Below are 17,115 nucleotides of genomic sequence, written 5' to 3'. Positions count from 1 at the left end.
AGCTGCTAATCAAGTTCGCCATCATTCAGAGCGAACGCAACCGTTTCTACTGTCAAATCGGAGCTGTAGCTGAATCCCACATGGGCACGGGGGTGGACATCCTCATGCAATCCATATGCATCCCAGCCGCCACTCTTTTTGCCACCGCTGCCCGGGATTGTGACTGAGCTAAGGGATTTGAAAGGCATTCCAAATTGGTTGCGGACGCTGGACTGAGTCATATGACGTTCAAAGGGTGACGGCAAGCTTCCGCAGTAGGCTGGACACCCATCATCCGTTTGAACGAGCGTTAATAAAATTTTCTCGAGTATTTTGTTTTCTTTCAGAAACCAGAGTTCCACTCCTTGAGCTGGATATTGAACCCATTCTTCGTTTTCCGAATGATCCAGCAACGGTGTAAGTGATTGATTGGGAACGACTCCTTCTTTAACCAAATCGTCGTGATTGCGACCCAAGTGTTTAACCCACGTATTAATTGCTGCGGCGTTCATTGATACCACCCTTGAGTCTGATTGATGTCATGCATCTGGCGTCGGACTGTCTCAATTTGCTCTGCGGAATATCCGTCTGACAATAGGTAAGGTTTTATCGCGGATAGGTTGCTGTCTACTGCTGCCCTCAGGTCATATGCATCCTGGGTCTGTCTGGCTTCGCTATTGCGTCCGCCGTATGTTTCGCTGTACTGACGGTGAGTGTGGGCAGGAATTGCCACACTGGCGGCATTTTTCAGGTACTCCTGAATTTTTCGCGCGCTCAGGTCGGGAGCGATCTCTTTCAACACACGTCTTAACGCAGCCTGCGAAGGCATGTGGTCAACATGTAAACCGTTTCTTGGTCGGCCGTCGAACGCACCATAGACATCAACCTCCAACGGCTTCACAGCCGGCTTGGCAAACACCAAATACAACGGCGCCACACCCGAATCAGCTGGAAACGTAATGATCGTATCCAGCCAGGTCAGGTCTTCTGCATCCCTACCGGGGTAGTGCGTTATGGCTGAGTCTTGGCCTGCCGCAATCGGATGAACGAGCAAGTTATCCAGCCGCTCCGATGCACCCGGATACGGGCTAGGCGCACTGACCACCGGCCCGTTATTCGGCGTCCAGATGATGCTGATGCCGTCCAGCACCGCCACCATTGCGCTCTTGTCCGTATTCCATCGGGCGTGTGCGACGGGCACCCGATCCGAGCCACTGCCCGGTTTCGTATGGATGCCGTAGATCCCTATTTCCCCCGTTTCATCCTGCCTAAACTGAAACCGCACTCGTGTGCTTGCGGACTGCATGTTCGCCAGCTGTTCAGGCGTGTAGAGGGTTGAATCTCCGATATCCCTTGGCAAAAAAGCCAACAGGACGAAGTTCACTGCGGCACTTGCACCCGCCACTCCGCGTACTGCCCAAGTGCCAAGTTCACTGCCCAGCGTTCCAGCAACACGCCCGACAGTGCCGGCAGCGCCTGTCGAAGCCAGCAGCGCAGTGGTACCAAAGTTGGACGCACGTTCCGTAGCCTGTCCCGCCGCCGTGGAACCCGCAGGCACCGAGACGCAGGACTTGGCAAATACACAAACGTCGGCAGATCGGCTCGTTACGGAGGGTGTGGAAAAATTGGAGGGCGGCGGGCTTGTCCGTGAGTTGGCGTCAGGTTGGGGCTGCCTTGTGAAGTCCTGGCATTTGAAGCGCTGGTTGGCGATGAGTGTCGGCGACGGTTTGCATTCACATAGACAAAGATCGCCCTCAAGCGCTGCTTCCTTACCGCCCCAGTGTTCGGCCAGATGAGGGCCGACGCAGACGATGACGCCCACAGTGCCGCAGGCCGGGCAAGAAACACGATCACCTGCCCTGGCGACCATTTCACCGCGAAACCTGGCGCGCTCCCAGCCGCTGATCACTTTGCCGCCTGCGGTGGTGGTCGCGCCGGTGGTGATGTTGTAGCGCTTCATCTGTGCCTTCCTTTTTAAGCGCGCAGCGAAGCTCAAACGCCAACAGGGCGTCGCATCGCTACCAAGGGAATCGCGCCGAAGTGGCGCCAGGAAGATGCTGCGCAAGGAAGGAAAACCAAACAACTGACCGTTCGGCTAGGTACCCAAAGAAACAGAAACGTCCGACAAGGTTTTGCGGCTGCCCCTAGGAACTTCGATCTCTAGTCTCCGAACACCGCTGAATACTCAGCGGTCGGGCGTCGCGGCCCGGATCCCTATGGACGCCTAGCGTCATCGTCTGCTTTCAGTTGGCGCTTTTTTATCGTCTACTGTGCGGCGCTATGGCGGCTGTGCGCGGGATACCTTCGGGTATGCCGGGTTTCCTGGGGACCGGTCCGCGAACCTGCGTACAGCTGCCACCCACTTCGCGTCGCGGCGATCAGTGGCAGCACCACTTTCCCTAGGAGCTTCACAATGATTAAACCCACTCCCAATCCCCCCATCCGTCTATTCACCGTGGTCGATGGCATCAGCAGCGAAGACCTGCTGGTCAACCTCACTGAAACACTCGCTTCGGCCAATGCGCTGAGCTGCGACCTGGCCTTTAATCTGGAAGGTGCAAAGCGCGAGGAGTTGCTGGGCATTGCGCAGTTAATTGAGTTGGCGCAGTTGCTTGCAGATCGGATGCATGACGGCGGCGACCAGACGAGCACTGCAAGTCGCTAACTACACAGCTCAAACTGTGGGAGCGGGCTTGCTCGCGAATGCGGTGGTTCAGTCAATAAATCTGTTGACTGACACACCGCATTCGCGAGCAAGCCCGCTCCCACATTTGATCTTCATTCGGGCTGAATGATGGGTTGAGTTTTACAAGATGTTGATCGGATAGCTGATGATCACCCGATGCTCATCACTGTCCCGCTGCGTCGTCACTTCGGTGCGCAACGACGCATGGCGCAACGCAATGCTCAAATTCTTCAGCGGCCCTTGCTGGATCACATAGCTCACGGTCAAGTTACGTTCCCACTCGCTTTTATCCCCCGTCGGGGTACGGATGTTCGAGCCGCTTTCGTACATGCCCATAAAGCTCAGGCCCGGTACGCCGACGGTGGCGAAGTCGTAGCCGTAGCGCACTTGCCAGGTGGTTTCACCGGCGCGTTGGAATTTGCCGATCATCGACTCGGTCATGAAGTACGCCGTGGAACCGTCACCCTGGTTCAACCACACCGCATCGCTGTCGCCGCTGACTTGTTGCAGGCCGGCGGCAATGGTGTGGCCATCGACCAGATAGGTGAACAACGCACTGCTCAGGCGGCTGTCGACTTTGCCTTTGGTCACGCCGTCGCCGTAGTAGCCGAGGGTGTAGTAGGCCGGGTCGTTGCTGTTGGCGCCGTCGGAGCGGTTGTCGAAGTGACGCAGGTCGGTACGCAGGGTGCCGGGGCCGACCTTCCAGTCGTATTTGAGGCCCAGGAAGTTCTGTTTGTAGAAGTCCTGCAAGTTGCCGTAGTAGTACTGCAAGGTCAGGTCTTTGGTGGGTTTGTAGTCCACACCGCCGTAGTAGAACTTATTGACGAACGTGCCGGTCACCGCGTTGTTGGCGCCGGGGATCGACATGCCCATCTGGTTGCTCGATCCACGGCCCTTCACGTGTTCGAGTTGGCCGAGGGTGAAGGTGAAGTTGTCCAGGTCCTTGGACTGCACCTGGCCGCCGTTGAAGGTCTGTTGCAGCATGCGATCGGTGGACATCACCACCGGCAGCATCGGTACCAGGGTGCCGTATTTCAGTTCGGTCTTGGCAAAGCGCGCCTTGGCGGTCAGGCCCAGGCTGCCGAACTCGTCCACGGCGCGGCCGTCATGGTCGGTGGGGAAGATGTTGCCGTTGAATGCGGTGCTTTCCGGGTTGTAGTGGCGGCCTTTGCCCGAGTCCAGGCGCACGCCGAACATGCCGATGGCATCCACGCCGAAGCCCACGGTGCCTTGGGTGAAACCCGACTCGAAGTTGGCGATAAACCCCTGGCCCCATTCCTGGGTGTAGTTGGGGTCGGCCGCGCCGCTGCGGTTGTCGGCGTTACTGAAGAAGTTGCGGGCCAGCACGTTGAGCTTGCTGTCTTCCACAAAACCTGCGGCGTAGCCCTGTTGGGCAATCATCAGGCCGCAAAGGCCGGCGAGTACTTTTGGTGCGCGATTGAAAAGCTCCATCGGTGTCATCCCCATGTGTGTTTGGTTTTTTTAGGGCAGTCAAAAGCGGCAGTGAAATGTTTCTTATTTTTCAGGAGCAACGGTGGCGGGCACGACATGCAGTCGCACCGGCGGCAAGCGGTACAGAATGAACAGGGCCAGCACGCCGATCCCGGCGCACAGCAACAGGCCCACGCCTACAGATTGAGCCAGCGCATCGCGGGCCAGGTTCAGCCAGGGCGAGGCCTCAAGATTGGAATGCAGCAGGGCTTGCGGGTCGGCGTATTGGGCAATGCCCTCGGCGTGATCGGCGGCGAGAAACACCCGCTGCAAGTTGGCGCTGTACAGCAGGTTGACCAGCACGCCCATGCCGGCAGTGCCGAGCAAACCGCCGACCAGGCGTAGGGATTGGGTCAGCGCGGTAGCAATCCCAAGAAACTGCCGCTCGGCCAACGTCTGGGTGAACACCGTGAGGTTGAGCAAGATGAACCCCAGCCCCAACCCCGCCAGCAGAATCAGCCCCAGCAGCACGTTAAACGACGCCCCACGCCCAACCACCGCCAACCCCAGGCACGCCAGCAGCAGCGCGACAAAACCGCCCAGGGGCAAATAGTTGGGGTTGCGCAAGCGGGTGACGATGCGGCTGTTGACGATGGCGCCGAGGGTGATGCTCAGCGCCAGCGGCGTAATCAGCAAACCGGCGTCCTGGGGCGAATACCCATAAGCGCCTTGCAGCAACAGCGGCAAGTAGAACAGCAGGGAAAACATGATCGCCCCGGCCGCTACCGACAACGTGAACAACAGACGCAGACTCGGCAGCCCCAATAACGCCGCCGGCAGCAGTGCGTGGGGGCAGCGCCGCTCCCAATGCCACAGCGCAATCACCGCCGCGATACAACCCACACCCAGTGCCGCACTCAACGCCAGGCTCGAATGCCCCAGCCACTCCACAAACAATTGCAGGCTGCCCAGGGCCAGGGCGATCAGCAGTGCACCGGGCCAGTCCAGGCGAATGCCTGTCCGGTGTTGCGGGCGATACCAAGGCAAGAAGCGCCAGGCAATCAACAGCGCCACGCAGCCCAACGGCAGGTTGATGTAGAACACCGAGCGCCAACCAAAGGCCCCGGTGAGGTAGCCACCCAAGCCCGGCCCGATGGCATTGACCACGCTGAACAGCGCGCTCAACAGCATCTGCCAGCGCAGGCGTTGGCGAGTATCGGGGAACAGCTCGGGGATGCAGGCAAACGCGGTGCCGATCAGCATGCCGCCGCCGATGCCTTGCAGTGCGCGGCCGATCACCAGCACCAGCATGTCATTGGCCAGCGCACAGACCAGGGAGGCCAGGGTGAAAATCAACGTAGCGGCCAGCACGAACGGCTTGCGCCCGTAGTAATCCCCCAGCCGCCCGAAAATCGGGATGGTGACAATCGACGCCAACAGATAACCGGTGGCGACCCAGGCATAGAGTTCAAAGCCGTTCAGCTCGGCGACGATGCTCGGCAACGCGTTGCCAATCACGGTCTGGTCCAGTGCCGAGAGCATCAGCACCAACGAGATGCCAATCATCGCCAACAAGGCTTGCTTGAAACTCAGGGGAGGGTGGGCCGCCACGGTCATTGCAGCGTCCTCAGCGCAACGCAGCGACGGCAGCGGCGATGCGCGCGCAGCCTTGGTCGAGGGTGCTGATATCGGTGGCAATCGACATACGGAAGAACGGCGCCAAGCCATAGGCCGTACCGGCGACCACCGCCACGCCCTGGCTTTCCAGCAGGTACATCACCACTTCGCTGTCGCTGTTGAGGGTTTTGCCGTCGGCGGTTTTTTTGCCCAGCAGGCCGCCGCAGTTCACGTGGAGGTAAAACGCGCCATCGGGCTTGCGGCAACTCAGGCCTGGGATCGCATTGAGCAGGTCCAGGCAGCGGTCGCGACGTTGCTGGTACACCTCGACGCTGTGCTTGACGAAGCTTTGGTCGCCGTTCAGGGCTTCCAGCGCAGCGGCCTGGCTCACCGAGCAGGCATTGCTGGTGGACTGCGATTGCAACGTCGCCATGGCGCCGATCAGGTCGGCGGGGCCGGCGGCGTAGCCGATGCGCCAGCCGGTCATGGCGTAGGTCTTGGACACGCCATTGACCACCAGGGTGCGGTCGTTCAGTGCCGGTTCAATGGCCAGGATGTGCGGGTTGTCCAGGCCTTCGTAGCGGATGTGCTCGTAGATGTCATCGGTCATCAGCAGCACATGGGGGTAGTCCAGCAGCACATCGGCCAGGGCGCGCAGTTCAGCGGCGCTGTAGCTGGCGCCGGTGGGGTTGCTCGGCGAGTTGAGCAGCAGCCAGCGGGTGCGTTCGGTGATGGCGCTGCGCAGTTGCGCCGGGGTCAGCTTGAAGCCTTCATGCTCCGGGCAGGCCAGGGTCACGGGCTCGCCTTCGCAGGCCAGCACCATGTCCGGGTAAGACACCCAGTACGGCGCCGGGATCAGCACTTCATCGCCAGCGCCCAAGGTGGCGGCGAAGGCGTTGAAGATCGCGCTCTTGGCGCCGCTGGTCACCAGTACTTGGCTGGCGCTGTAGCTCAGGCCGTTTTCGCGGGCGAGTTTGTCGACGATGGCTTGGCGCAGTTCCGGGGTGCCGGCGTTTTGGGTGTAGCGGGTTTCACCGCGTTCAATCGCGGCGCTGGCGGCCTGGCGGATGTTGGCGGGGGTGTCGAAGTCCGGCTCGCCCACCACCAGGTTGATGATGGACTGGCCTTGGCGACGCAGCTCGTTGGCGCGGTCGGACGCGGCGCTGCTGGGCGATGGTTTGATGCGTTGCACACGGGCGGCGATGCGGGAGGCAGTCACGGGGCGTTCCTCGTTGGTGGCGTTGACAGGGGCCACAGTACGAGGCGCGGGGGAAGGGCTCATAAGACGAGATCGTTCTGGGTTGATAGGCAGTGCTTATGGCTGGGGCTGCACCATGTGGGTGCGTCCAGCCGGGCGTGCGCCGCACAGGTGCTTGTTTGGGGGATTTGGGGCTAGCCATAGCAAAGGCTTATGGCTGGTTGTGGGGCTGGCCTGCCTTTTGCAAATCCCCCTGCTGTACGCAGATTTAATTGTAGTGAGCGGGCTCGCCCCGCGCTGGGTGGCGAAGCCGCCCCAACAAGACCGCCGCGCTGTGTCAGGTAAAACGCGGTAGCCGGATTTGGGGCGGCTTCGCCACCCAGCGCGGGGCGAGCCCGCTCACTACAGATGTCGTGTCAGCCACCGTCCCCCACATGAGCACCGCCCACTTGAACCTGCGCCGATTGAAGTACTTTGTGAAACTCGTCGACATCGGCAGCATGACCCAGGCCGCCGACGTGCTGCATGTGGCCCAACCGGCGCTGAGCCAACAACTGGCCACCCTCGAAGCCGAGTTGCAACAACAACTGCTGATCCGCACCAAGCGCGGCGTCACCCCCACCGAAGCCGGCAAGGTGCTCTACGGCCACGCGCAAATCATCCTGCGCCAGTGCGAGCAGGCGCAGAGCGATATCAACGCCACCGGCCACGCGCTGTCCGGGCAGGTGTCGGTGGGGTTGGCACCGGGTACGGCGGCGTCTACGTTGTCGTTGCCACTGCTGCGCACCGTGCGCGAACGCCACCCCGGCATCTTGCTGTACCTCAATGAGAATTTCGGCACCACCCTGAGCGAGCTGATCATGAACGGGCGCATGGACATGGCCGTGCTCTACGGCGGGCGCGAAGTGCATGGCTTGAGTTTTGTCTCGCTGCTACGCGAGCCGCTGTACCTGGTCAGTGCCGATCCGGCGCTGGTTGGCCGTGATGAGATCGCCCTGGCCGACCTGGCCGATATGGACATGCTGCTGCCGCGTCCTTACAACGTGATGCGCCGCATGGTCGACGAAGCCTTTCTGCGCATTGGCCTCAGTGCACGGGTGGTGGCCGAGATCGAGTCGTCCACCACGCTGACCGCGGCGGTGGCCGATCATTTCGGTTCCACCATCCTCCCCGAATCGTCGGCGCGGGTGCTGGCGCAAGAGCCTGCGGTGCAGATGTGCCGCATCGTCGAGCCCGAAGTGGAGGCGCCGCTGGCGTTGTGTTTGTCTGGGCATTTGCCGCTGTCGGTGCCGGCCCAGGCGGTCAAGGCGATCTTGCTGGAGCTGGTGGCGCAGATGCGTGGCAACCCGGTTTGAACGGTCATAAGGTCGGCTTATCACCCCAAAGCCAAAGCGTCTTGGCCGCTTTTAATGGGGCTCGGTAGATTGAGGTCATCTACTCAAGACACGTTCGACAGGCAGGGGCCACCTATGGATTCAGCACGTATTAAAGGGTTGATGGATTTGCTGGCCGAATCCGATCTGCTGGAGCTGAGCCTCACCGAAGGCGACAGCACATTGCGGCTCTTCAAGCAGGCGGGGCAGGGCGTTAGCACTGTTGCACCCGCGGTTGTGGCTGCACCGCCAAAAGCCGCAGCCACCACAGCAGCCGCTGCGATTGAGATCAAGGCCAGCCTCTATGGCGTGCTGCACCTGACGCCCGCCGTGGGTGAGCCGCCGTTCGTGACCGTGGGCCAAGCCATCGAAGCCGGCCAGACCGTGGCGGTGATCGAGGCGATGAAGATGTTCCACCCGGTCAAGGCCAAGGCCGCCGGCAAGCTTGTGCAGATCCTGGCCCAGGCCGGGGTGGAAGTCGAAGCCGGCCAGGCCCTGTTCCGCCTCGGTTGACCCCCATTTGTTATTCAGGTGAATTCAATGTTCGACAAAGTGCTGATCGCCAACCGTGGCGAAATCGCCCTGCGCATTCAGCGTGCCTGCCATGGCCTGGGTATCAAGACCGTGGCGGTGTACTCCGAAGCCGACCGCCACGCGCAGTATGTGCAAAACGCCGATGAGTCGCTGTGCATCGGCCCGGCCGCGCCTGGCCTGAGTTACCTCAACCAGAGCGCCTTGCTGTTTGCCGCCAAGGTCACCGGCGCCCAGGCCATTCACCCGGGCTACGGTTTTCTCTCGGAAAACGCTGGTTTCGCCGAACGCATCGAAGCCGCCGGCCTGACCTTTATCGGGCCCAGTGCCGCGTGCATTCGCACCATGGGCGACAAGGTGGCGGCCAAGCGCGCCATGCGTGAAGCCGGTGTGCCTTGCGTGCCAGGGCCGGATTCGACGATGCCGACCGACGACGCGAGCATCCTCGCCATCGCTGCCGACATCGGCTACCCGGTGATCGTCAAGGCCGCCGGCGGTGGTGGTGGGCGCGGCATGCGGGTGGTGCAGGAGGAGGCTGACTTGCTCGCCGCCATTGGCCTTACCCGTGAAGAAGCACGCTTGGCCTTCGGCAACCCGGAACTCTATATCGAGAAATTCCTCGGCCACCCGCGTCATGTGGAAATCCAGGTGCTGTGCGATGCCCACGGCCATGCGATCTGGCTCGGCTGCCGCGACTGCTCGCTGCAACGCCGCCACCAGAAAGTGTTGGAAGAAGCCCCGGCGCCGGGGATTGATCCGGCGTTGATCGCCAAGGTCGGCGAACGCTGCGCCGAGGCGTGTCGCCAGATCGGTTATCGCGGCGTCGGCACGTTTGAATTCCTCTATGAAGACGGCGAGTTCTTCTTTATCGAGATGAACACCCGTTTGCAGGTCGAGCACCCGGTCACGGAAATGACCACCGGCATCGACATCGTGCAGCAGCAACTGCGCATGGCCCGTGGCGAAGTGCTGAGCCTGCGCCAAGAGGATGTGCAGCTTAACGGCCACTCCCTGGAGTGCCGCATCAACGCCGAAGACCCGGCCACCTTCATGCCCACCCCCGGCCTGGTTACGCGCTGGGAAGTACCCGGCGGCTTTGGTGTGCGTGTGGACTCCCACGTCACCACCGGCTACCGCGTGCCGCCGTATTACGACTCGATGGTGGCCAAGGTCATCACCCACGGCGCCACCCGCGACGAGGCCATGGCCCGTATGCGCCTGGCCTTGCGTGAAATCGTGGTGGAAGGCATCAGCACCAATATTGCGCTGCACCGCGACATTCTCGAAGACCCGGCCTTTCAACAGGGCGGCGTTGATATTCACCACCTGGAGCGCTGGTTGCAGCAAAGGAGCCCGACATGAGCACCACCCCCCACATCAGCCTGTTGGGCTCCAGCGCCTTGTTGTTCGAAGCGCCTGGCGAGCTGGACCTGGCCCCGCAGCAACGCATCTGGAGCCTGGCCCTGCAAGCCGGCGAGTGGCCGGAAATCCACGAAGCCGTGCCGGGCATGAACAACCTGATGCTGACGTTTCTCAAGCCGCCGCGTGAACTGAACGCGCTGTGCGAACGCCTGCTGCACGCCTGGGAACAGAGCGAACCGTTGCCGTTGGAAGGCCGTATCGTCGAGCTGCCGGTGGTCTACGGCGGCGAATTCGGCCCGCATATGAACGATGTGATTGCCCACACCGGGCTGGATATCGAGACCATCGCCAACCTGCATTGCGAACCGCTGTACCCGGTGTATGCCCTGGGCAGCCACCCCGGTTATTGCTACCTCGGCGGCATGGATCAGCGCCTGGCCACGCCACGTCGGCAGGTGCCGGTGCTGAATATCGGCGCGGGCTCGGTGTCCATCGGCGGGGTGCAGACCGGCGTCTCCGCCTCGGCCGGCCCCAGCGGCTGGAACACCATTGGCCGTACCGAAATGTCATTTTTCGACCCGGCGCAAACCCCGCCGGCCATCCTGCGGCCGGGTGATTTCCTGCGCTTGCGCATCGAGAGGATCATTCGATGATCGAGATTCTATCGGCCACCGCCCTGGCCACCGTGCAGGACTTCGGCCGTTTCGGCAGCCTGGGTCAAGGCGTGGGCACATCGGGCGCCATGGACCACCTGGCCCTGGCCCTGGGCAACCTGCTGCTGGGCAACCCTGAAGATGCCGCTGCGATTGAAATACCCCTGTTCCCGTTTGAAGTACGCCTGGTGCAAGACTGCGCCTTTGCCGTGACCGGCGCCGCCTGCGACGCGACGTTGGACGGCCAGCCGTTGCCGCCGAACTGGGTGTATCAGGGCCGTGAAGGCCAGGTGCTGAACCTGGGTTATCCCACCTCCGGCAGCCGTGCCTATTTGTGCCTGGCCGGCGGGGTGGACGTGCCTTCGGTACTGGGGTCGCGCAGTACCCAATTGCGTGGCGAGTTTGGTGGCCTGGATGGCCGCGCCTTGCAACAGGGTGATCGGCTCGGCGCCCTACGCCCTGGTATCAGCCCGTTGCCGTTGGACTTTGGCGTGTTGGCGCCGAGCCTGGCGCTGCCGTTGCAGGTCGACGGCGTGCCCGCCATGCGTGTGCTGCCCGCCGCTGAATATGAGCGTTTCCAGGAGGCGTCCCGCGCCGCGTTTTGGGCCGGTGAGTGGAAGATCACCACCCAAAGCAATCGCTACGGCTATCGCATGGAAGGCCAAGCGCTGCTGCCCATCGCGCCGATGGAAATCCGCTCCCACGGCATCGTGCCCGGCGTGATCCAGGTGCCCCATGGCGGCCAGCCGATCATCCAAATGCGCGATGCCCAGCCAAGTGGCGGCTACCCCAAGTTTGGCAGCGTGATTGAGGCCGACTTGTGGCGCCTGGGCCAGGCGCCCATTGGCGGCAAGGTACGGTTTATCCAATGTACTTATGAGGAAGCGGTCGACGCGCTCGAATCGAATCGACGCTACCTGCAAGAAGTCAGCCGTCTGGTGGACCTGCACCGTCAAGGAGTAAAAGCATGACCCTCGAGGAGATTCGCCAACTGACGCTGTGGCTCAAGGAGCACCACCTGGCCGGTGCCGAAATGACCCGCCCTGGCGTGCACCTGACGCTCAAGCGCGGCGTGGCGGCCGTCAATGTCGCTGCGCCAGTTGCCGCTGTCGTGGTTGAAGACAAGGTGCTGCGCACCACCGGCCTGGGGCGCTTATTGCTGACCCATCCGCAACACAACGAACCGTTCGTGGCGGCGGGCGATCAGCTCACCGCCGGGCAACTGGTGGCCGTGCTGCAAGTGGGCGACCTGCTGCTGCCCCAGCGCAGCAGCGTTGCCGCACGCGTCATTGATGTACGCGTGCCCTGCGGCACCCTCGTCGGTTACGGCGAAGCCTTCCTGGGCCTGGAGCAACTGGCATGAAGATCGATCTGAACGCCGACCTCGGCGAAGGTTTTGGCCCATGGCGCATGGGCGAAGATGAAGCGCTGATGAGCTTGATCTCGTCGGCCAACGTTGCCTGCGGTTACCACGCCGGCGACCCGCTGATCATGGACACCACGGTGCGCCTGGCCAAGGCCGGAGGGATCGACCTGGGCGCCCATGTGGGCTTCCCCGACTTGATGGGCTTTGGCCGCCGCCAGATGAACATCGAGATCAAGGAACTGGCCACCTACGTGATCTACCAGCTCGGTGCCCTGGCCGGTATGGCCGCGGTGAATGGCCATCGCATGACCCACATGAGCTTCCACGGCGCCCTGGGCAATATGGCCGCCGCCGATGCCGCCCTGGCCGAGCCGCTGGTGCGGGCGGTGGCGGCGTTTGATCCGACGCTGATCATCAGTTCGTCCAGCAGCCGCGCCATCGAGGGCGCCGCCGACAAACACGGCCTGCGCGTGGCCACCACGTTCTTGGCCGACCGCGCCTATGACGATGACTGTTTGCTGGTGCCGCGCAAGATCGCAGGCTCGGTGATCAAGGAGCCTGCGGCGGTATTAAAACGCGTGCGCCAATTGCTGGAGGAGGGCACCGTCACGGCGCTCAGCGGCAAGGTGCTGAAGGTGCCGGCCCACTCGATCCTGCTGCACGGCGACACCCCTGGCGCGGTTGAACTTGCGCGCACCCTTCGCCAGGAAATCGAGCAACTGGGTGGGCAGATCACGCCGATTTCCCAGCTGCTGGCCGCGTCATAAGCAGGCCTTATCGCCACACAACCATTGCGTCTTGGTCCAGCGCCTGAAGGCTGGATAGAGTCGAACCATAACCCGTAGCACAAGGACCATCCCATGCCATTTTCCGACTACAAAACCGCGCTGGTCACCGGGGCTTCCTCCGGCATCGGCGCCGCCGTTGTCGAGCGTCTCTGCCAGGAAGGCGTCCAAGTGCATGCCCTGGCCCGCAGCGCCGACAAATTGCAGGAACTGGCCGCCAAGACCGGCTGCATTGCCCACGCCATCGACGTCACCGATATTGCCGGGCTGACCCGGTTGTTCGCTGAAAATACCTTCGACATCCTGGTCAACAACGCCGGTGTCGACAAACCCGGCTCCCTGCTCAAGGCCGACGCCGATGGCATCGACCTGTTGATCGACGTCAACCTGCGCGCCGTGCTGCACCTGGCGCGCCTGGCCTTGCCGGGCATGGTCGAGCGCGATTGCGGGCACATCATCAACATCAGCTCGATTGCGGCGGCCTACAACTTTGGCGGCAACTCCACGTACCACGCGACCAAGGCGGCGGTGAGCATGCTCTCGCGCCAGCTGCGCATTGATGCGTTCGGCAAGCGCGTGCGCGTTACCGAGATTTGCCCAGGTCGCGTGGCCACCGACATCTTTGCCCATGTGCACGGTGATTCCGAAGAGACCTACAAGCGCTTCGTCGAGGGCTTTGAGCTGCCTCAGGCAGAGGACATCGCCAACGCCATCGCCTTTGCGATTGCCGCGCCGATTGCGGTGAACGTCGGGCATATGGAAATCACCCCGACCTTGCAGGTGCCGGGCGGGCTCTCCACCGCGCGTCCCCAGGACTACCAGGGCTGAAAATCAGCCGCTTAAAACAGAACGGATCGATCCGTCAGCGCTGCATCCCGCCACGGCCCCGCCGGGTGATTTTTATTTCTGCCCTAGCCCAATGCCGATAGGGATTGACCATGAAGCAAGACTTCGATTTGGCCGCGATTCTGCAAGGTGAGTACGCCGAGCTGATCGTCAAGGGCATCGAAATGACCTTGCAGCTGGCGTTGTTCGCCTGGCTGCTGGCGATGATTCTGGCGCTGACGCTGGTCACGGTGCGCCTGACCGGCAACAAGCTGGCCGACCGCCTCGTGGCGGGGTATGTGTCGTACCACCGCAATGTGCCCACACTGGTGCAATTGATGCTGTGGTACTTCGGTGTGCCGACCCTGCTCAGCGAAAACGCCCAGCTGTGGCTGGCCAGCCACAACACCGAGTACCTGTTTTCGGTGATCGCCCTGGGCTTGTGCCAGGCCGCGTATTTCTGTGAGGACATGCGCAGCGGCCTGCGGGCGATTCCTGCCGGGCAGACCGAAGCGTCCCGCGCTCTTGGCCTGGGCTACGTGCGTTCGATGCGCTACGTGATCCTGCCCCAGGGCGTGCGTAACTGCCTGCCGTCGCTGATCAACCACACCGTGCTGTTGTTCAAGAACACCAGCCTGGCCATGGCGATCGGCGTGATGGAACTGACCTACGCCAGCCGCGAAGTGGAGAACTACACGTTCCGTACCTTCGAGTCGTACCTGGTGGCCACGGTGTTCTACCTGGTGTTTTCACTGCTGCTGATGGGCGCCGGGGCATTGCTTGCCCGGCACTTCAGCAAAGCCCTGGCGAGGTAGATGGCGATGTTCGATATCGTTGAAATCCTGCAGAACAACTGGACGCTGTTCCTGATCGGCCAATACCCCCACGGTCCTTTGGGTGGCCTGGCGAGCACCTTGATCCTGGCTGCATTGGCGTTGCTGTTGGCATTCCCGTTCGGGCTGTTGCTGGCGCTGGCGCGGGTGTCGCCGTGGAAGGGCTTGTACTGGGTGGCCACGGTGTGGGTCTACGTGCTGCGCGGTATTCCGTTGCTGATGGTGATCTTCTGGACCTACTTCCTGGTGCCGTTGCTGATCGGCCATAACATCACCGGCTTCATGACCATGCTGTGCACCCTGGTGATCTACCAGAGCGCGTACCTGTGCGAAATCATTCGCGGCGGCATCCAGGCGTTGCCTGGCGGGCAGTACGAAGCCTCCCGCGCCTTGGGCCTGGGCTATGTGCGCACCACGGTGTGGGTGATTCTGCCCCAGGCGTTGTACAACGCGCTGCCGAGCCTGATCAGCCAGTTCATCTCGATCATCAAGGAAACGTCCTTGGGCTACGTGATCAACGTGCAGGAAGTGACTTTTGCTGCGAACCAGGTCAACAACCAGTTGCTGACCAAGCCGTTCCAGGTGTTTTTCATCCTGGCGATCATCTACTACCTGCTGTGTTTCGGCCTGACCCGCCTGGCCGCTTGGGTAGAACAACGCATTGCGCGCAAGCGCCTGGGTAACGGCGGGCAAACCGTGCCTGGCGAGCCGTTGCTGGCCACCGATAATTGAAGAGGGCTGCGCTCATGCATCCAATGATCATGTTTTCGAAAATCAATAAATGGTACGGCGAGTACCAGGCGCTCACCGACATCACCGCCGAAGTGCAACCCGGTGAAGTGGTGGTGCTGTGCGGGCCTTCGGGGTCGGGCAAGTCCACCTTGATTCGCACGGTCAACCGCCTGGAAGACATCCAGAACGGCCAGATTCTGTTCGACGGCCAGGACGTGCACGGCACCGACGCCCAGATCAACCGCCTGCGCAGCCGCGTCGGTTTTGTGTTCCAGAGCTTCAACCTGTTCCCCCACCTCTCGGTGCTGGAAAACATCACCCTGGCACCCAACAAACTGCGCAACCTCAAGGGCGCCGCAGCCAAGCAAAAGGCCATGGAACTGCTCGACCGCGTGGGCCTGGCCCACAAGGCCGGGGCCTATCCTGCGCAGCTCTCCGGCGGCCAGCAACAGCGGGTGGCGATTGCCCGCGCCCTGGCGATGGAGCCGCCGGTGATGCTGTTCGACGAACCCACCAGCGCCCTCGACCCGGAAATGGTCGGTGAAGTGCTGAGTGTGATGAAAGGGTTGGCCAAGGACGGCATGACCATGATGTGCGTGACCCACGAGATGAACTTCGCCCGCGAAGTGGCCGACACCATCTGGTTTATGGACGCGGGGCAGATTCTGGAAAAGAGCACCCCCGACGCCTTCTTCACCCAGCCTTCGCACCCGCGAGCGCAACGCTTCATCGCCGACCTGCGGGCCCACTGAGCTGCGGCGGCTTGATTCCTTCTGCCATTTTGCTGGTTCAACTTTCTGGAGATTTCCCATGGGTATGAAGCATCTGTTTACTGCGTTGGCATTGGGTCCGTTGGCTGTGGCGTGCGCCCAGGCCGACCAATTGAGCGACATCCTGGCCAAGCAGTCCTTGAGTTGCGGCGTGTACGCCGACGTGCCGCCATTCTCCGCGCCAGACCCCAAGACCCGCGAACTGGTAGGCATGGACGTGGACCTGTGCAAAGCCCTGGCCAAGACCATGGGCGTTGCCCTGGAACTCAAGCCGCTGTCGGTTGAAGCGCGCATTCCAGAAGTGAAAATGGGCCGCGTCGATGTGATCTTCGCCAACCTGGCCTACACCAAGACCCGCGCTGAGCAGATCCAATTCAGCGACCCGTACTACATCGCCAAGGAAACCCTGGTGGTGCGCGCGGCAAACGCCGACCAGCCGAAAAGCTTCTTCAAGGACAAGCGCATCAGCTCGACCAAGGGCTCGACCTCCGAGCAGTCGATCCGCATCGCTGGCGCCACCCCGGTAACCTTCCAGGACACCGGCTCGGCCTACATGGCCTTGCAACAGAACAAGGTGGTGGGGTTGGTGACCAACACCATGACCGCGTTGAAACTGGTCAACCAGGCCAAGGCTGGCGGCGTTGAACTGGCGATTGCCAAGGAACCGATGGCGCTGGAACCGATTGGCGCGGGTATGCGTCGCGATGAACCGGCGTTTCTGGCCAAGGTGAATGAGTCGCTGATGGCGATGGAAAAAGCCGGCGAGATTGATGCGATCTGGGACCGTTGGATCGGGCCGAATACCGAGTACAAGATGGTGCGTGAAGACAAGGTGCAGAGCCTCAGCGCCCTGAAATTCGATCCCCTGCCATAAAGCGTTTCCGATTTCCACCTGATGTACGAAGCTCAAAATGTGGGAGCGGGCTTGCTCGCGAAGGCGGTGGGTCAGTCACAGTTGTGTTAACTGATCCACC

Annotated in this window: 18 protein-coding genes; 13 read left to right on the top strand and 5 right to left on the bottom strand. The window is 61.8% G+C overall.

The annotated features are described in order from the left end of the window. Positions 1-5: 5 nt before the first annotated feature. Positions 6-491, bottom strand: a complete 486-nt coding sequence (locus ACLD1Y_RS30250) for a DUF6392 family protein (RefSeq protein ID WP_429481316.1) — start codon at positions 489-491, stop codon at positions 6-8. Beyond that, a complete protein-coding gene (locus ACLD1Y_RS30245) occupies positions 488-1,939 on the bottom strand; it encodes an S-type pyocin domain-containing protein (protein ID WP_429481315.1) in 1,452 nt (483 codons plus the stop codon). The genes ACLD1Y_RS30250 and ACLD1Y_RS30245 overlap by 4 nt, the downstream gene beginning before the upstream one ends. A 453-nt stretch (positions 1,940-2,392) precedes the next feature. Between ACLD1Y_RS30245 and ACLD1Y_RS30240 the strand changes: the two genes are divergently transcribed. Beyond that, the gene (locus tag ACLD1Y_RS30240) at positions 2,393-2,644 is read left to right on the top strand and encodes a DUF6124 family protein (protein WP_429481314.1); all 252 of its coding nucleotides are present in this window, start codon (positions 2,393-2,395) and stop codon (positions 2,642-2,644) included. Positions 2,645-2,785: 141 nt separating this feature from the next. Here the strand turns inward: ACLD1Y_RS30240 and ACLD1Y_RS30235 are convergent, their stop codons facing one another. The 3 genes from ACLD1Y_RS30235 to ACLD1Y_RS30225 form a co-directional block, all read right to left on the bottom strand. After that, the gene (locus ACLD1Y_RS30235; protein WP_429481313.1) at positions 2,786-4,117 is read right to left on the bottom strand and encodes an OprD family porin; all 1,332 of its coding nucleotides are present in this window, start codon (positions 4,115-4,117) and stop codon (positions 2,786-2,788) included. 63 nt (positions 4,118-4,180) lie between these two features. Further along, on the bottom strand, positions 4,181-5,713 hold the full coding sequence (locus tag ACLD1Y_RS30230; protein WP_429481312.1) for an MFS transporter: 1,533 nt from the start codon (positions 5,711-5,713) through the stop codon (positions 4,181-4,183). A gap of 10 nt (positions 5,714-5,723) precedes the next feature. Continuing rightward, positions 5,724-6,932 carry an aspartate transaminase gene (locus ACLD1Y_RS30225; protein ID WP_429481311.1) on the bottom strand — a complete coding sequence of 403 codons (1,209 nt, stop codon included), beginning with the start codon at positions 6,930-6,932 and terminating at the stop codon, positions 5,724-5,726. 428 nt (positions 6,933-7,360) lie between these two features. On the opposite strand from ACLD1Y_RS30225, the gene nac reads away from it, so the two are divergent. The 12 genes from nac (at position 7,361) to ACLD1Y_RS30165 (ending at position 17,015) form a co-directional block, all read left to right on the top strand. After that, positions 7,361-8,266, top strand: coding sequence for a nitrogen assimilation transcriptional regulator NAC (gene nac / locus ACLD1Y_RS30220; RefSeq protein WP_429481341.1), 906 nt, complete (start codon positions 7,361-7,363; stop codon positions 8,264-8,266). Positions 8,267-8,380: 114 nt separating this feature from the next. After that, complete coding sequence (locus tag ACLD1Y_RS30215; protein ID WP_429481310.1) at positions 8,381-8,797, top strand: acetyl-CoA carboxylase biotin carboxyl carrier protein; 417 nt, start codon at positions 8,381-8,383, stop codon at positions 8,795-8,797. Positions 8,798-8,824: 27 nt separating this feature from the next. Then, positions 8,825-10,177, top strand: a complete 1,353-nt coding sequence (gene accC / locus ACLD1Y_RS30210) for an acetyl-CoA carboxylase biotin carboxylase subunit (RefSeq protein ID WP_429481309.1) — start codon at positions 8,825-8,827, stop codon at positions 10,175-10,177. Next, complete coding sequence (gene pxpB, locus ACLD1Y_RS30205) at positions 10,174-10,830, top strand: 5-oxoprolinase subunit PxpB (protein ID WP_429481308.1); 657 nt, start codon at positions 10,174-10,176, stop codon at positions 10,828-10,830. Before accC ends, pxpB begins: the two co-directional genes overlap by 4 nt. Further along, positions 10,827-11,801 carry a biotin-dependent carboxyltransferase family protein gene (locus ACLD1Y_RS30200; protein WP_429481307.1) on the top strand — a complete coding sequence of 325 codons (975 nt, stop codon included), beginning with the start codon at positions 10,827-10,829 and terminating at the stop codon, positions 11,799-11,801. Before pxpB ends, ACLD1Y_RS30200 begins: the two co-directional genes overlap by 4 nt. Beyond that, positions 11,798-12,193 (top strand): hypothetical protein, encoded by a 396-nt coding sequence (locus ACLD1Y_RS30195; protein WP_429481306.1) that lies wholly within the window; start codon positions 11,798-11,800, stop codon positions 12,191-12,193. Before ACLD1Y_RS30200 ends, ACLD1Y_RS30195 begins: the two co-directional genes overlap by 4 nt. Continuing rightward, positions 12,190-12,963, top strand: coding sequence for a LamB/YcsF family protein (locus ACLD1Y_RS30190; RefSeq protein ID WP_429481305.1), 774 nt, complete (start codon positions 12,190-12,192; stop codon positions 12,961-12,963). Before ACLD1Y_RS30195 ends, ACLD1Y_RS30190 begins: the two co-directional genes overlap by 4 nt. Positions 12,964-13,056: 93 nt before the next feature. Continuing rightward, positions 13,057-13,809: an SDR family oxidoreductase gene (locus ACLD1Y_RS30185; protein WP_429481304.1), complete on the top strand. Its 753-nt coding sequence runs from the start codon at positions 13,057-13,059 to the stop codon at positions 13,807-13,809. 110 nt (positions 13,810-13,919) lie between these two features. Beyond that, the gene (locus ACLD1Y_RS30180; protein WP_017737198.1) at positions 13,920-14,621 is read left to right on the top strand and encodes an amino acid ABC transporter permease; all 702 of its coding nucleotides are present in this window, start codon (positions 13,920-13,922) and stop codon (positions 14,619-14,621) included. Between the two features lie 6 nt (positions 14,622-14,627). Beyond that, the gene (locus ACLD1Y_RS30175; RefSeq protein ID WP_429481303.1) at positions 14,628-15,371 is read left to right on the top strand and encodes an amino acid ABC transporter permease; all 744 of its coding nucleotides are present in this window, start codon (positions 14,628-14,630) and stop codon (positions 15,369-15,371) included. Positions 15,372-15,394: 23 nt separating this feature from the next. Then, positions 15,395-16,123, top strand: coding sequence for an amino acid ABC transporter ATP-binding protein (locus ACLD1Y_RS30170; protein WP_193557565.1), 729 nt, complete (start codon positions 15,395-15,397; stop codon positions 16,121-16,123). Between the two features lie 58 nt (positions 16,124-16,181). Beyond that, a complete protein-coding gene (locus ACLD1Y_RS30165; RefSeq protein ID WP_017737201.1) occupies positions 16,182-17,015 on the top strand; it encodes an ABC transporter substrate-binding protein in 834 nt (277 codons plus the stop codon). Positions 17,016-17,115 lie beyond the last annotated feature (100 nt).

Origin of the sequence: Pseudomonas sp. 18175 (assembly GCF_050432925.1) — a bacterium.
Lineage (GTDB): Bacteria > Pseudomonadota > Gammaproteobacteria > Pseudomonadales > Pseudomonadaceae > Aquipseudomonas.
Note: the sequence above shows the minus strand (reverse complement) of the source record. Positions and strands in the feature narration are given on the sequence as shown.

Excerpts from the sequence above, each read along its gene's own strand:
- ACLD1Y_RS30180 (WP_017737198.1), top strand. The coding sequence starts at position 13,920 with ATGAAGCAAGACTTCGATTTGGCCGCGATTCTGCAAGGTGAGTACGCC.
- accC (WP_429481309.1), top strand. The coding sequence starts at position 8,825 with ATGTTCGACAAAGTGCTGATCGCCAACCGTGGCGAAATCGCCCTGCGC.
- ACLD1Y_RS30190 (WP_429481305.1), top strand. The coding sequence starts at position 12,190 with ATGAAGATCGATCTGAACGCCGACCTCGGCGAAGGTTTTGGCCCATGG.
- ACLD1Y_RS30165 (WP_017737201.1), top strand. The coding sequence starts at position 16,182 with ATGGGTATGAAGCATCTGTTTACTGCGTTGGCATTGGGTCCGTTGGCT.
- ACLD1Y_RS30195 (WP_429481306.1), top strand. The coding sequence starts at position 11,798 with ATGACCCTCGAGGAGATTCGCCAACTGACGCTGTGGCTCAAGGAGCAC.
- ACLD1Y_RS30215 (WP_429481310.1), top strand. The coding sequence starts at position 8,381 with ATGGATTCAGCACGTATTAAAGGGTTGATGGATTTGCTGGCCGAATCC.
- ACLD1Y_RS30250 (WP_429481316.1), bottom strand. The coding sequence starts at position 491 with ATGAACGCCGCAGCAATTAATACGTGGGTTAAACACTTGGGTCGCAAT.
- ACLD1Y_RS30185 (WP_429481304.1), top strand. The coding sequence starts at position 13,057 with ATGCCATTTTCCGACTACAAAACCGCGCTGGTCACCGGGGCTTCCTCC.
- ACLD1Y_RS30230 (WP_429481312.1), bottom strand. The coding sequence starts at position 5,713 with ATGACCGTGGCGGCCCACCCTCCCCTGAGTTTCAAGCAAGCCTTGTTG.
- ACLD1Y_RS30235 (WP_429481313.1), bottom strand. The coding sequence starts at position 4,117 with ATGGAGCTTTTCAATCGCGCACCAAAAGTACTCGCCGGCCTTTGCGGC.
- ACLD1Y_RS30170 (WP_193557565.1), top strand. The coding sequence starts at position 15,395 with ATGATCATGTTTTCGAAAATCAATAAATGGTACGGCGAGTACCAGGCG.
- pxpB (WP_429481308.1), top strand. The coding sequence starts at position 10,174 with ATGAGCACCACCCCCCACATCAGCCTGTTGGGCTCCAGCGCCTTGTTG.
- ACLD1Y_RS30240 (WP_429481314.1), top strand. The coding sequence starts at position 2,393 with ATGATTAAACCCACTCCCAATCCCCCCATCCGTCTATTCACCGTGGTC.
- ACLD1Y_RS30175 (WP_429481303.1), top strand. The coding sequence starts at position 14,628 with ATGTTCGATATCGTTGAAATCCTGCAGAACAACTGGACGCTGTTCCTG.
- ACLD1Y_RS30245 (WP_429481315.1), bottom strand. The coding sequence starts at position 1,939 with ATGAAGCGCTACAACATCACCACCGGCGCGACCACCACCGCAGGCGGC.
- ACLD1Y_RS30200 (WP_429481307.1), top strand. The coding sequence starts at position 10,827 with ATGATCGAGATTCTATCGGCCACCGCCCTGGCCACCGTGCAGGACTTC.